A 13,573-nucleotide genomic window follows, 5' to 3' on the forward strand; every position below is an offset into this window, starting at 1 on the left:
CTCATGATTGATTTAATGGCACGGCGGAATCCTTTTTAGTGGATAGGTTAGCGTGTTCTACGCCAGCGTTCGGCCTGCTCTGCCAGTGTTAGTAATATCAGCGTACTGAGTTGGGCGCGGGTGACGAGGCTGCTGATATTGATAAACTCCTTGTCACTATGAATATTGCCGCCGAGTGCGCCGAGGGTATCGACATTGGGTAATCCGGCTGTGGATAAGTTATTACCATCGCAGCACCCGCCGGTGGCCTGCCACTGCAGCGGTATGCCAAGTTGCGCCGAACAGGTGGATACCAGTTGATAAAGGGCGAGATGCGCCGTATCTAATGATTTAGGGCTGCGGCCAAAGTGGCCGTGTAAGCTAAGGGATATCCCCTCTTTTTGATTAATTTTGGCTTCAATCTCTGTTAGCTTTTGTTGGCACCAGTGTTCATCTGCTGTGATTCGGGTACGAATATTAAAGCGACAGCGGGCCTGATCCGGTACTTGATTGGTGGTCATGCCACCGTCCATCACGCCGACATTCACCGTGACACCTTCACGCACACCATTTAGCTGATCGACGGAGGTGATGAATTCCGCCATTGCGCAGATTGCATTACGACCGAGGTGATGCTCTCGTCCGGCATGGGCGGCGACACCCTGAATAATAGCGGTGAAGTTGCCGCTGCCTTTACGTTCGCCAGCGAGTTGGCCATCGGGCAGGGCGGGTTCGTAGATCATGCCTAGATCATGTTGCGCGGCCTGCTCTGCCAGTAAAGCGGCAGAACTGGGGGAGCCTATCTCTTCGTCGGGGTTAAGTATGACGGTCCAACCGACCTGTTGGGCTTGAGGAGATTGCTCAAAAGTGCTCAAGGCCGTCAACATCACCAGTAGACCTCCCTTCATATCACTTACCCCGGGGCCATTTAGGGTGTAATCATCTAGCCAACGGCATTGTTGGAACCCTGAATCAACGGGGAATACGGTGTCCAGATGGCCGGTGAGCAATAGTTGTAGTGGCGCATCGGGGCGTTTCTTGAAAAGTTGAAGATGACCCAAAGGGTGTTCCATGACGCTGCCATCGGTGCGGTAGAGCTGATAGGGCGGCAGGCTAATCTGCTGATGGTCGCAATCTAATTGTTGGCAGAAGCGTTGACTCAATAGCTGCCCAACTTGGTCCACTCCGGCAGGGTTAAGGGTGTGAGAATTGATCTGCGCCAGCTCAATGAGCGACGCGGTTAATGCCGGTTGCTGTTGCGTTAATGGCTGTATCAGAGAGCTGAGTCGGGTATTCATCATCGTTACCTGATCGGGGCTGTCAGTGAGTCGGTTTAATAACCTACTTTCATGGCTAGCATTGCTTGGGCCAATTGTTTTAGGCCGTTGCTGATATCGGGATAGGGAATGATAAGCGAAGGGGTTAGCCGCACCACATTAGGCCCGGCGGTGAGGATAAGCACCCCTTGCTCTTCTGCGAGTGTTAGCAAATCCCGGGCTCTACCATGCCAAGTTTGTTTCAGCTCACAACCGACGAGTAAGCCTTCTGCGCGAATATCTTGGAACAGCCCGATTTTGTTATTCAACTGCTGCAGGCCATTAGCAAATAGTTGCTGTCGTTGCTTTACCCCCTCTAACAGGGTGGGGTTATTAATGAGTTCCAATGCTTTAGACGCGACGGCGCAGGCCAGCGGGTTACCGCCATAGGTGCTTCCATGGGTACCCACGGTAAAACTGGCGGCGATTTCTCGGGTGGTGAGCATCGCCGCGATAGGGAAGCCGGCGCCTAATGCTTTGGCAGAGGTGAGGATGTCGGGTGTAACGTTATAACCCTGATAGGCAAATAGTTCGCCAGTACGGCCCATGCCGGTTTGAATCTCATCAAAAATCAACAGCGCGTTATGTTGGGAGCAGAGTGTCCGTAAGCCTTCGAGAAAAGCCGGCTGAGCCCGGATAATTCCACCTTCACCTTGAATCGGTTCGACAATCACGGCGCAGGTTTTTTCTGATATGTGGGCATTAAGTGCGGCGAGGTCATTGAAGGGGAGGTGGGTAATATCCCCCGGGAGAGGCTCGAAGCCTTCGGTATATTTCGCTTGTCCCCCAGCGGTGACGGTAAACAGAGTGCGACCGTGAAAGCTGTTGACGAATGCAATGATGTTGGTTTTATCGCGACTAAAGTGCTGTTTGGCGTAGATGCGGGCCAATTTTAGCGCGGCTTCATTGGCTTCTGCCCCTGAGTTGGCAAATAGAATCTGTTCGGCGAAGGTGGCATCGCATAGCTGCTGGGCGAGTGTTAGTGCGGGTTCATTGGTCCATACATTGCTCAGGTGCCAGAGTGTTTGGCCCTGCTGTTTTAATGTTTTCACTATTTCTGGGTGGCAGTGGCCTAATGCGTTAACCGCGATACCGCCGGCGAAATCGATGTACTCTTTGCCGGCTTGGTCCCAAACCCGTGAACCGACGCCTTTAACCGGAATCATCTGGCTTGGCGAATAGTTGGGCACCATCACATCAGCAAACATTTTACGGTTAATCATTGTATCCATCCCCCTCGCTTGTCAGAGACTTACCTTTCATTTTAGACGCTGGCGGCGAATGGGGCGGAAATTTTATTTTTCAGACGTAAAAAAGGCACTCAATGAGTGCCTTTAAAAGATCATTTTATCGGGCGGTTTAAAGCGCGTCAGTACCGGTTTCACCTGTACGGATACGGATCGCTTGCTCAAGGGGTGTGACAAAAATTTTGCCATCACCAATTTTGCCGGTATTGGCGGTTGAGGCGATCGCTTCAATTACTTGATCAACCAAGTCATCCGCGATAGCCGCTTCAATTTTCACTTTAGGGAGAAAATCTACAACGTACTCTGCTCCGCGGTAAAGCTCGGTATGCCCCTTTTGACGTCCAAAGCCTTTTACTTCTGTGACAGTGACACCCTGAATGCCAATTTCTGACAGGGCTTCACGTACATCATCCAGTTTGAACGGTTTTATTACCGCACTTACCAGTTTCATCATTTATATCCTCGCTTGGATCTGTTGTTCTGACAGGGTATTCCTGCAGGCCTCAGACGGTTGGAGATCAATCTTGAGCCTAGTATACCCAGAATCAATAAGTTAATAAAACGTCAGAAGGGGAGCCGAGGCTCCCCTTATACCGTATTATTTTTATTTTCGACCGTCGGTTTTATTTACCGTTGGTAAATTCAGGGTAAGCTTCCATACCGCATTCAGCGATATCGACACCTTCATACTCTTCTTCTTCAGTCACACGCAGACCGATAACCGCTTTAATGATGGCCCAAACGATCAGGCTGGTACCGAATACCCAGGCAAAGATAGTGGCTGCGCCGATCAACTGACCGCTGAAGCTTGAATCACCATTGGTGACAGGTACTAGCAGCAGACCCAGTAGACCACAAACACCGTGAACAGAGATGGCACCTACAGGATCATCGATGCGCAGTTTATCCAGAGTAATGATAGCGAACACAACCAGTACACCACCGATCGCGCCAAACAGCGTTGCTTGCAGTGCGGTTGGGGTAGAAGGCTCAGCGGTGATAGCCACCAAACCGGCTAACGCGCCGTTCAGTAGCATGGTCAAATCTGCTTTACCGAACAGTAGGCGAGCGGTAATCAGTGCTGCGATAGCACCACCGGCAGCAGCCGTATTGGTGTTAAGGAATACCATGGCAACAGAGTGTGCACTAGCGACATCACCGAGTTTCAGTACAGAACCACCGTTGAAACCGAACCAACCCATCCACAAGATGAATGTACCCAGTGTCGCTAATGGTAGGTTGGCACCAGGGATAGCACTCACGCCGTTAGCAGTATATTTGCCTTTACGAGCGCCTAGCAGTAGTACACCAGCAAGCGCTGCAGCAGCACCGGCCATGTGAACGATACCAGAACCGGCAAAGTCAGAGAAACCAAGGTCACCTAGGTTGTACATGCCGAAAACGTCATCGCCGTTCCAAGTCCATGCACCTTCCATAGGGTAGATGACACCGGTCATGACTACTGCGAATGCGAGGAAAGCCCAGAGCTTCATACGCTCGGCAACCGCACCAGAGACAATCGACATTGCGGTAGCAACAAATACCACCTGGAAGAAGAAGTCAGAAGCACTGGAGTATACTGCGCCGCCATCAAAACCTTCTTCAGCTGAGTCAGCTAATACTTGAGTGACATCAACTTCTTCAATGCCGCTCAGGAAGATACCGCCGCCGTACATCAGTTCATAACCGCAGACCAAGTACATGATACAAGCGATAGCAAACAAGGCTACGTTTTTGGTAAGGATCTCAGTGGTGTTCTTCGAACGTACTAGACCGGCTTCGAGCATGGCGAAACCTGCCGCCATCCACATAACTAATGCACCACACACCAAGAAATAAAAGGTGTCCATTGCATATTGTAATTCAAAAATTTGGTTTTCCATCACTTCCCCCTGAAGCCTATGCTTAGAGTTGTTTTCGGTTGTAAAAAGGTTGCTTACAGAGCGCTGTTGCCTGTTTCACCGGTACGAATCCGGATCACTTCTTCAACTGGCATAACGAAAATCTTACCGTCGCCGATTTTTCCGGTTTGCGCCGTTTTGCTAATCGCTTCAACTACCTGATCAACGATGCCGTCCTCCACAGCCGCGTCGACCTTTACTTTGGGCAGAAAATCGACAACATATTCTGCGCCACGGTAGAGTTCTGTATGACCTTTCTGACGGCCGAAGCCTTTCACCTCGGTGACAGTAATACCCTGTACGCCGATTTCGGAAAGTGCTTCACGCACGTCATCCAGTTTGAATGGTTTGATAATTGCTGAGATGAGTTTCATGGGATCTGATCTCCACTAAATAAAACTGTTGTAAAGTGCCACGTTGGTTATCAACGTAGCGATAAACGGTATGGCTGATACAAAGCACTGCACGTGCCATAAATTTAAATACCTATGTAAAACAATGTATTAGTTGTTATTTGTTTGAGTCTGGCCGGTTTTTCCGGAGGAATGTAGTATTTATTGAGGAGGTGCTGGTGCACAATTGTTGTGCAGGCCCTGTTTTGGTGCGTAAGTGCGAAAAATCAATCTTTAGAAAGCGGAGAGTCGGCTAATTTTCCGTTTATTGTTATAGTGTTATGACGATAATCAGCAGATACTATGTGGACATATAAAATATGATTAATCATAAAATACTGGAAGGTATCAGTGAGCAGATCGGGCAGTTATTCGAGCAAACCCGACAAAGTTCCGCTGAATCAGAACGGCAGCAACAGCTTCATGCGCTATTGCAGGGCGCGTTCAACCGGATGGACCTGGTCACCCGTGAAGAGTTTGACGCCCAAAGTGCGGTGTTAGCTCGAAGTCGCGCTAAACTAGAGCAGTTACAGTCAGAGATTGAGCGACTGGAACTGCAGTTAAATCAAGCCGGCGGTTAAATCCACTCGTCTCAATCACATACGTTTAAGCCACTATATTATCGCGCCGCTTTAAGGAGTCTTTATGCATCTGCCCATGTATGCCTGCATCTTGCCTGATCTCAGCTATCAGTTTGCTACTCAGGAATACACCGGCATGGTGGGGTGGCAGGGAGAGCTGAATGGCGTTCCCTTGGCTCGAGTGCATGGGGAAGAAAGCCTCTTTGAACTCCAGCATGGCATGATGTTGGCGCGTTCTCAAGGCACGGCTACACTCTCGTGGCAGCCGTTTGTTGAAGATGCTGGGTTATGGTTACAGCTAGAAATTTGCTGGAACTCGGTGGCTGAGCTGTTTATCGTTAATGCGATGCGCACGGGTCAAGCCGCCGGGCGGATGTTTGCTCAGCACCCGGAACAGGGGTTGTTCGACTATACCCCGCAGGCGGTTATGCTGCTGGATGAAGATAACCGTATCTATCGCGTGAATGCGAGCTTTTCTGAAATTAGCGGCTACGCCTTTGAGGATGTTGTTGGTCAAGGCCCTGGTATTGTCACAAACCGGAATATCGCCGCAGAAATGTTTGACCATCTGTGGCAGCAACTGATGTTGAAAGGTTATTGGGAAGGTGAGTTATGGAACCGCCACAAAGATGGTCATAGCTATCCCGCTTGGTACAGCCTGATGGCCCAGCGAGATGAAAGTGGCGAGATCGATGGTTTTGTGGCTCAGTTTTCCGATATCAGTAGCGCTTATGGTGATCAAAGCCGCTTTAGTCATGTTAGCTATGATTCTCTGACCGGCTTGCCAGATGAATATATGTTGCTCGAACGGCTTAATCAGCAGTTATTGCGCGATAGTCTGGGGCATCGAGGGCGAGGCATTATCCTCTTACAACTGCAGGTGGTCGAGGAGGACCGCGAATCGTTGACGGCGGCGATTGCGGCTAAGTTGAGCGCTCAGGTGCGAGAGGGCGATCTGTTGGCGATAGATCAGGAGCGCAACTTTGTGTTTGTGCTGGATGATTGCTCGGATGAAATGGTGCTTGAGCAGTTTGCGGAACGTATGTCGGGAGTGCTGCTCGAACGAGTTGATGAAACAGAACAGCCGGCATTGGCAGATTACGCTATGGGTGGTGTCTTGGCGGAGGGCGGCAGTCTGAGTGCTGAATTAATGCTTGATCGGGCGCGATTGGTATTACGTACCCCCGATAGCCATAACGGCTTTCGGATGTATGATGCCACCTTGGGCAGTGGTACGGTGTTCAGTCGGGAGACTCTGAGCCAGGGAGTGGCCGATGGTTGGTTGCAACTGCGCTTTAATCCGTTTTATTCGCTTCAGGGGCATCACCTTGTGGCCGCCGATGTTGCGCTAACGATGAATCATCCGACGCAGGGTATTTTGACCCCCGAGCAGTTTATCCCGCAGTTGTCCCGCTATGGTTTGTTACATGATTACCATGAACAGCTAGAACAGCAGTTGTTACCCTTGATCAGCCTTTGGCATCGTTTTGAGCCCTTTAATCATCTCTGTCTTCGGTTGCAAGATGAAGAACTCTTTTCAGCTGATGTTATCGCCCAGATCATCCGTCAGATGGTCAAAGCGGAGATTCCACCCCAGCGGCTGATGATCAGCTTAAATTATGAACAGTTACAACTCTTTCCCGAAGAGGTGGACGAGTTTAAAGCGCTGGGGGTGTTGATTTTACTCGACCCGCAGCAGCACCCGCTCGATCGATTGCCTGCCCGGCTATTGCCCGATATGTTGTTAATGAACGCCGCGCTGGTGGAACAGCAGATGCGCGATGATGATGCCATCCGCGCCGTAAGTAAGCTGTTGACCATAGCCCAAGAGAACGATCTTGGGGTGATGGCTGAAGGAGTACGCACAACTGGCCAGATGGCTCGGCTTACTCAGCAAGGCTGCCTGCGGATGAGCGGTAAATATGTTGGCTCGGACCTGAGTATTAAGCAACTAATCGAGCGATTAGAGCTGGAGAACTGATCACGCTATGAGCTGTCTTGACCTAGCCTGAGCTTCCATGTTCGCACGGTCTCGGGAAGCGAGACGGTTTTATTGTGAATAATGGCACAGAAACTCTTTGTGCCGGTTTATGGTTAGTCTGAGTAATATTGCCGAATAGGCTATGCTTAATAGCGTTTAAAATTCCTATTATCAAACAGATCCAGGGATGGATTATGGCGTTAGCAATCGTACACACCCGGGCTCAACTGGGTATCCAATCTCCGCTGGTGGCGGTAGAGGTCCACCTTTCGGGCGGTCTGCCCAGCTTTTCTATCGTAGGTATGCCGGAAACCGGTGTAAAAGAAAGCCGTGAACGGGTGCGTAGCTCGTTGCTGAATTGCGGCTTTGAGTTTCCTGCGCGACGGATTACGGTGAATCTGGCACCGGCGGATCTGCCTAAAGAAGGGGGGCGATATGATCTGGCGATTGCGGTGGGCATTCTAATTGCCAGCGGTCAGCTGCCGCAACAATGTGCCGAGGGGTATGAGTTTCTGGCTGAGCTTGCGTTGTCGGGAGAGTTGCGCGCGGTTGCTGGGGTTTTACCGGTCGCCCTGAGTTGCCGTAAGGCTGGTCGGAGTCTCTGGCTAGCGGCAGATAATGTACAAGAAGCGGGATTAGTCACGGGGTTGAATTTATGGGCAGCGAGATCTCTACTGGAAGTAAGTAATCACTTGGCCGGTGCGAGCTTGTTATCCCCTGCAACAGTGCCTGAGCGAGCGGTTGATGGCTTTGTCGGTGCAGATATGGCGGATGTCCGGGGGCAGTATCAGGCAAAAAGGGCGCTCGAGATCGCTGCAGGAGGGGGACATAATTTACTGCTCTGTGGGCCACCGGGCAGCGGTAAAAGCATGTTGGCGAGTCGGTTGCCGGGTATTTTGCCGCCACTGGTGTCGGATGAGCTATTGGATGTTGCCGCTATCTATTCCATTGCCGGGGTGAAAGATAACCGCTTATTTGCCGGCATTCGGCCCTTTCGCACGCCACACCATACTGCCTCGGCGGTTGCGTTGGTCGGCGGTGGTAGTAATCCCCGTCCCGGGGAAATTTCATTGGCCCATCAAGGGGTGTTGTTTCTCGATGAGCTGCCGGAGTACAGCCGGCAAGTGTTGGAGGTGATGCGTGAACCGCTGGAGTCCGGCGTGATTAATATCTCTCGGGCGGCTCTACAGACCTGTTTTCCAGCACGCTTTCAATTAGTTGCAGCAATGAACCCTTGTCCCTGTGGTTATCGTGGGGATCAGAGTGGTCGTTGTCGCTGTACACCGGATCAGGTGCAGCGTTATCAGGCGCGGATCTCCGGCCCGCTGTTAGATCGTATCGATCTTCAGAGCTGGGTGCCGGGGTTGACGCCGGAGCAGTTGATGGGGCCGGTTGAAAGCAGTGAAACTAGCGCGCAGATTCGGGCACGGGTCATCAGTGCTAGAGCCATTCAACAGCAGCGACAGGGCTGTATTAATGATCAGCTGAATGTCACCGGCTTGGAGCAATACTGCTCGCTGGGGGCGGAGCAAGAGCAGTTACTGATGCAGGCGATGAATCAGATGGGCTTATCTGCTAGGGCCACACACCGGGTATTAAAAGTCTCTAGAACCATCGCTGATTTGCAAGGAGAGGAGAGTATTAGTAGTGCCGCTCTGCTGGAAGCTATAGGGTTGCGGCGCTCTCCACTTTGAGCTCATAGCCATGCTTTAGCATGTATTCAAACTCTTCGTAGGTGATTGGTTTGCTGTAAAGATATCCCTGCGCCTGATGACAGCCATAGCTGGCAAGGAAGTTAAGCTGTTGGATTGTCTCGACGCCTTCGGCGATGACTTCTTTGTTGAGGCTGTGGGCGAGGCGAATCAATGCCTTGACGATCTCTCGATCATCGGCGTTTTTGGTAACCCCAGAAACAAAGGAACGGTCGATTTTTAGGCTGCTGATAGGCAGTTTCTGTAATAACGAGAATGATGAATAGCCGGTGCCGAAGTCGTCTAGCGAGAAATTGATACCGAGGGTGTGTAACTCCTCAATGCCCTCGCGGACATGTAATTCATTGTTGAACAGGGCTGATTCGGTTAGCTCAAACTCGAGAATCGAGGTATCGATGGCATATTTGTTAATCAATCGCTGGATAGTCCGGCACAGATAGCTGTCCTGGAACTGTCTGAACGAAAGGTTGATACTTAGATTTTTGACGCTCAGTCCACTGGCTTTGATGCGCTGTATATCTAGCCCGGCTTGTTGAATAACCCAATAACCGATGGGCACAATTAAGCCGGTTCGTTCGGCGGTTGGAATAAATTCGTCTGGGTAGATCAACCCTTTATCGGGGTGTCGCCAGCGAATGAGTCCTTCTGCACCGATCACTTCGCCGGACATAATATCAACCCGCGGCTGATAAAAGAGTTCGAACTCGTTACGGCGGATAGCATTAATCAACTCAGGCTCGATGGCCATATGAGGTTGGTTGGTAGATTGGTTTTTTTGGTCAAACACCACATAGCTACAGCAACTTTTTTCTTTCGCCTTTATTCTTGCTTGTGTTGTTTGATTGATCAGGGTATCCGCTTCGCAACTGTGCTTTGGGGCGAGCGCTACACCGATACTGCAGGGGAGGATAACTTCCAAATCATGGTATCTGTAGGGTTCGGTTAGGCTATGGATAATCTGGTTACAAAGTGCGGTGGTATGTTCGGTGAGGTCGTTATTAGCGGGAATTTCTTGCAACATGATAAACTCATCGTTTCCCTGTCGAGAGATAAGTCCGGGAGACAGTTTAGCAAGCCGCTTGCTCATCTTTTTTACAATGATGTCGCCCGCAGAATAGCCATTGAGATTGTTGAACCGTCTAAAGCCATCCAAGTCGACACTGATTAGTGCGAAGTGTTTGGCCGGTTGGGACTTTTTTAGCGGTGAGAGTTGTTCCCCCAGCTCTTTATAAAACTGCTGCCGGTTCATTGTGCCGGTTAATGGGTCGAGCAGATTAAGCCTATCGAGCTCAGTGCGATACTGGTGGACTTTGAGGTTGTAACGGAGAACCCGCTTCAGTATCTCATCGGTACATTGAGAGATAGAGATAAAGTCATTGGCGCGCCAGAGCATCGATTCATTGATCCGTTCAGCGTCTATATGGTCATCAAATAGGATGATTGGGATCATGGAGCATTGCTGACGCAGGTAATGTAGCTCGGAGAGGGCGTTAGTGTCGGTATAACAGGTATGCAAAAAAATCAGCTGAAAATCGTGCTGTGCCAATCGCTCAGACGCTTGATCAAAGTTACATTGTTGGAGTTTGCACTGATGCCGTTCGAGTAAATTGACAATCCCGGAGGTATCAATACCACAGCTATCAATGATCAGGCATTCTGGGTTGTTGGGAGCTACAGACAACATATCAAATACACTAGAGAGTAAACCGCCATGTCCATTCCCTCTGTTTTCTACTGATAAGACAATTCATTCCATGCGATAATTGTCCCCCTGTAAGCCAATCAAGAGTAGCATGCAAAATTTTATAGTTAAACATCTGTTTGATGAATTATTGCTTGAAAAACAATAAATTATCGTGTTTTTGTGGTGTTTTATCGAAACGTTAACAATACGCTATCGGCTGCTTGCAGGTAAAACTTTAGCCTTAAGAGTTAGTATTTTAAAATGTCGAGACTTAATCCGAAGCAGCGCGAGGCTGTCGATTACATCAGCGGACCATTATTGGTTCTGGCCGGAGCGGGTTCCGGTAAGACCAGTGTGATTACCCGCAAGATCGCCTATCTGATTGAGGCTTGTGGCATCAAAGCCCACAATATTGCAGCGGTAACCTTTACCAATAAAGCATCCCGGGAAATGAAAGAGCGGGTCAATGCGTTGGTGAAAGGTAAGGCGACCCGTGGACTAACGGTCTCTACATTTCATAACCTTGGGCTCACTATTATCCGCAAAGAGCACAAAACATTGGGCTTTAAAGCGGGTTTTTCGCTGTTTGATGATCAGGATAGTAAAGCGTTACTAAAAAGCTTACTGCTGCATCAAGAAGAAGAAACTGATCAGGTCGATTTTATTCAACATACGATCTCAAATTGGAAGAACGATATGTTGGTGCCTGAGCAGGCGTTAGCCAGTGCTGAGGGGCCTGCCGAAGTGCTGGCGGCCAGAGCTTATGAGGCTTATCAAAAGAGCCTCAAGGCTTATAATGCGGTCGATTTTGATGATCTGATTTTGTTGCCGGTGCAGCTATTTATTCAGCATGATGAGATTTTAGAGCGTTGGCAAAATAAGATCCGTTATCTGCTCGTTGATGAGTATCAGGACACCAACGTGACACAATACCTACTGGTTAAGATGCTGGTGGGTACGCGAGGAATGTTGACGGTGGTCGGGGATGATGATCAGTCGATCTATTCTTGGCGGGGTGCTCGACCGGAAAACTTAGTGCAGTTACAGGAAGATTTTCCTTCGTTAAAAGTCGTGAAGCTGGAGCAAAATTATCGTTCCACCGGGCGTATCCTAAAGGCGGCCAATACGGTGATCGCCAATAACCCCCACGTGTTTGATAAAACGCTATGGAGTGACATGGGGTTTGGTGATCCATTGAGGGTGGTATTTACCCGCAACGAAGATGGCGAGTGTGAACGGATTGCTACCGAGATATTGGATCTGCATCTGCGTAAGCGGTACCAGTTTAAGGATTTCGCCATTCTTTACCGGGGTAACCATCAGGCGCGCCTGTTAGAACTTAAGCTACAAAGTTATCAAGTGCCCTATAAGCTCAACGGGGGTACTTCGTTTTTTGCCCGCGCCGAGATCAAAGACATCATGTCGTATATGAAAGTGTTGGTGAACCCCGATGATGATAATGCCTTCTTGCGGATCATTAACTTACCTCGCCGAGAGATCGGTCATACAACCTTGCAAGGGTTAGGGGAGTACGCCTCGGAGCGGCATACCAGCTTATTTAATGCCTGTAGTGAGTTAGGGCTCGAGCAGATTTTAAAACCCGCTCAGGTTGAGCGTTTGCGGCGCTTTAAAAATTGGTTGGAAGGAATTTATCAGCAGTGCGAGCAGGGTGACCCGATCGATGCCGTGCGTAAAATGATTGAGGATATCGATTTTGCGGGCTGGATAGCGCAAAACAGTTCCAGTGATACGGTCGCAGATCGGCGTATGCAAAATGTTTGGATTTTGGTTGATTCGTTACGTAATACGCTGGAGCGATTACAGGAGGATGACCCTGATGCGGGCATTCGGGAGGCGATTGCGCGGTTGATTCTGATGGATATTATGGAGCGGCAGGAGGAGGAAGATGATTCTGACCGAGTGCAATTGATGACGCTACATGCATCCAAAGGGCTGGAGTTTGATCATGTTTATCTGATGGGGATGGAGGAAGAGATCCTGCCGCATCGTAACAGTATCGAAAATGGCGATATTGAAGAGGAGCGACGGTTGGCCTATGTTGGCATCACGCGGGCAAAAAAGACATTAACCATGACGTTAGCGCGCAAGCGAAAGCAGTTTGGTGAATTGATTGATTGTCAGCCCAGCCGCTTTTTGGATGAGTTGCCAGAAGATGATCTCGAGTATGAAGGGCGAGGCGAGGTCTGTGAGGCAACCAATAAAGCCCGTGGTAACGCCACGTTGAGTGGTTTGCGTGGCTTATTAGATGATCTATAGTGGCGAAATTTAAGGCATAAAAAAGGCCGCATCAGCGGCCTTTTTTGCGACAGCTCAACTATTATTTAGCGCTGTCGAGCATGTATTGTACAGCGGCTTGGATTTCATCGTCAGAACAGGTAGCGCAAGTGCCACGAGGAGGCATTGCATTAAGGCCATTCAGTGCGCTTTGCATCAGTGTTTCTAAGCCTTTGGTGCCCCGGTCAGTCCAATCGCTAGTACCAAACTTAGGTGCGCCCAATACGCCAGATGCGTGACAAGCAGTACAACTAGCGTTGTAAACGTCTGATCCAGAACGTGCACCGGCTGAGGCTGAAGGCGCGGGAGCACTAGCACAGTCATCGCCTTCGACGCAGACGGAACCAACTTTTTGGATACGTTCGATAATGGCGTCATTATCAGTGTTGGCCATTGTTGAAGTGGCCAGAAATCCCAGTACTACAGCAAACAGGGTAGAAATAGCTTTGGCAGCAAATTTACTCACAGTCACGACCTCATCATCG

General features: G+C 49.8%; 11 protein-coding genes. 4 read left to right on the forward strand and 7 right to left on the reverse strand.

Features of this window, described 5'->3' with window-relative positions:
- Positions 1–47 precede the first annotated feature (47 nt).
- The 5 genes from ACN0T0_RS12765 to glnK (ACN0T0_RS12785) all read right to left on the reverse strand — a co-directional run bounded on the left by ACN0T0_RS12765 (position 48) and on the right by glnK (ACN0T0_RS12785) (position 4,817).
- Complete coding sequence (locus tag ACN0T0_RS12765) at positions 48–1,277, reverse strand: hydrolase (RefSeq protein WP_417226655.1); 1,230 nt, start codon at positions 1,275–1,277, stop codon at positions 48–50.
- Positions 1,278–1,312: 35 nt separating this feature from the next.
- Positions 1,313–2,527 (reverse strand): aspartate aminotransferase family protein, encoded by a 1,215-nt coding sequence (locus ACN0T0_RS12770; RefSeq protein WP_417226657.1) that lies wholly within the window; start codon positions 2,525–2,527, stop codon positions 1,313–1,315.
- 127 nt (positions 2,528–2,654) lie between these two features.
- Complete coding sequence (gene glnK, locus ACN0T0_RS12775) at positions 2,655–2,993, reverse strand: P-II family nitrogen regulator (RefSeq protein WP_299197554.1); 339 nt, start codon at positions 2,991–2,993, stop codon at positions 2,655–2,657.
- Positions 2,994–3,165: 172 nt separating this feature from the next.
- The gene (locus ACN0T0_RS12780; protein ID WP_417226659.1) at positions 3,166–4,425 is read right to left on the reverse strand and encodes an ammonium transporter; all 1,260 of its coding nucleotides are present in this window, start codon (positions 4,423–4,425) and stop codon (positions 3,166–3,168) included.
- 53 nt (positions 4,426–4,478) lie between these two features.
- Positions 4,479–4,817, reverse strand: coding sequence for a P-II family nitrogen regulator (gene glnK / locus ACN0T0_RS12785; RefSeq protein WP_417226661.1), 339 nt, complete (start codon positions 4,815–4,817; stop codon positions 4,479–4,481).
- A gap of 338 nt (positions 4,818–5,155) precedes the next feature.
- Between glnK (ACN0T0_RS12785) and ACN0T0_RS12790 the strand changes: the two genes are divergently transcribed.
- The 3 genes from ACN0T0_RS12790 (at position 5,156) to ACN0T0_RS12800 (ending at position 9,091) form a co-directional block, all read left to right on the forward strand.
- Positions 5,156–5,416 (forward strand): accessory factor UbiK family protein, encoded by a 261-nt coding sequence (locus ACN0T0_RS12790; protein ID WP_417226663.1) that lies wholly within the window; start codon positions 5,156–5,158, stop codon positions 5,414–5,416.
- Positions 5,417–5,480: 64 nt separating this feature from the next.
- A complete protein-coding gene (locus ACN0T0_RS12795; protein ID WP_417226665.1) occupies positions 5,481–7,397 on the forward strand; it encodes an EAL domain-containing protein in 1,917 nt (638 codons plus the stop codon).
- Between the two features lie 194 nt (positions 7,398–7,591).
- The gene (locus ACN0T0_RS12800) at positions 7,592–9,091 is read left to right on the forward strand and encodes a YifB family Mg chelatase-like AAA ATPase (RefSeq protein ID WP_417226667.1); all 1,500 of its coding nucleotides are present in this window, start codon (positions 7,592–7,594) and stop codon (positions 9,089–9,091) included.
- Here the strand turns inward: ACN0T0_RS12800 and ACN0T0_RS12805 are convergent.
- The gene (locus ACN0T0_RS12805; protein WP_417226669.1) at positions 9,063–10,793 is read right to left on the reverse strand and encodes an EAL domain-containing protein; all 1,731 of its coding nucleotides are present in this window, start codon (positions 10,791–10,793) and stop codon (positions 9,063–9,065) included. The genes ACN0T0_RS12800 and ACN0T0_RS12805 overlap by 29 nt on opposite strands.
- 261 nt (positions 10,794–11,054) lie before the next feature.
- Between ACN0T0_RS12805 and rep the strand changes: the two genes are divergently transcribed.
- Positions 11,055–13,070 (forward strand): DNA helicase Rep, encoded by a 2,016-nt coding sequence (gene rep / locus ACN0T0_RS12810; protein ID WP_417226671.1) that lies wholly within the window; start codon positions 11,055–11,057, stop codon positions 13,068–13,070.
- Positions 13,071–13,131: 61 nt separating this feature from the next.
- Here rep and ACN0T0_RS12815 read toward each other — a convergent pair whose 3' ends face one another.
- A complete protein-coding gene (locus ACN0T0_RS12815) occupies positions 13,132–13,554 on the reverse strand; it encodes a c-type cytochrome (protein ID WP_417226672.1) in 423 nt (140 codons plus the stop codon).
- Between the last annotated feature and the right edge of the window lie 19 nt (positions 13,555–13,573).

Origin of the sequence: Amphritea sp. (assembly GCF_048266285.1) — a bacterium.
Classification (GTDB): Bacteria; Pseudomonadota; Gammaproteobacteria; order Pseudomonadales; family Balneatricaceae; genus Amphritea.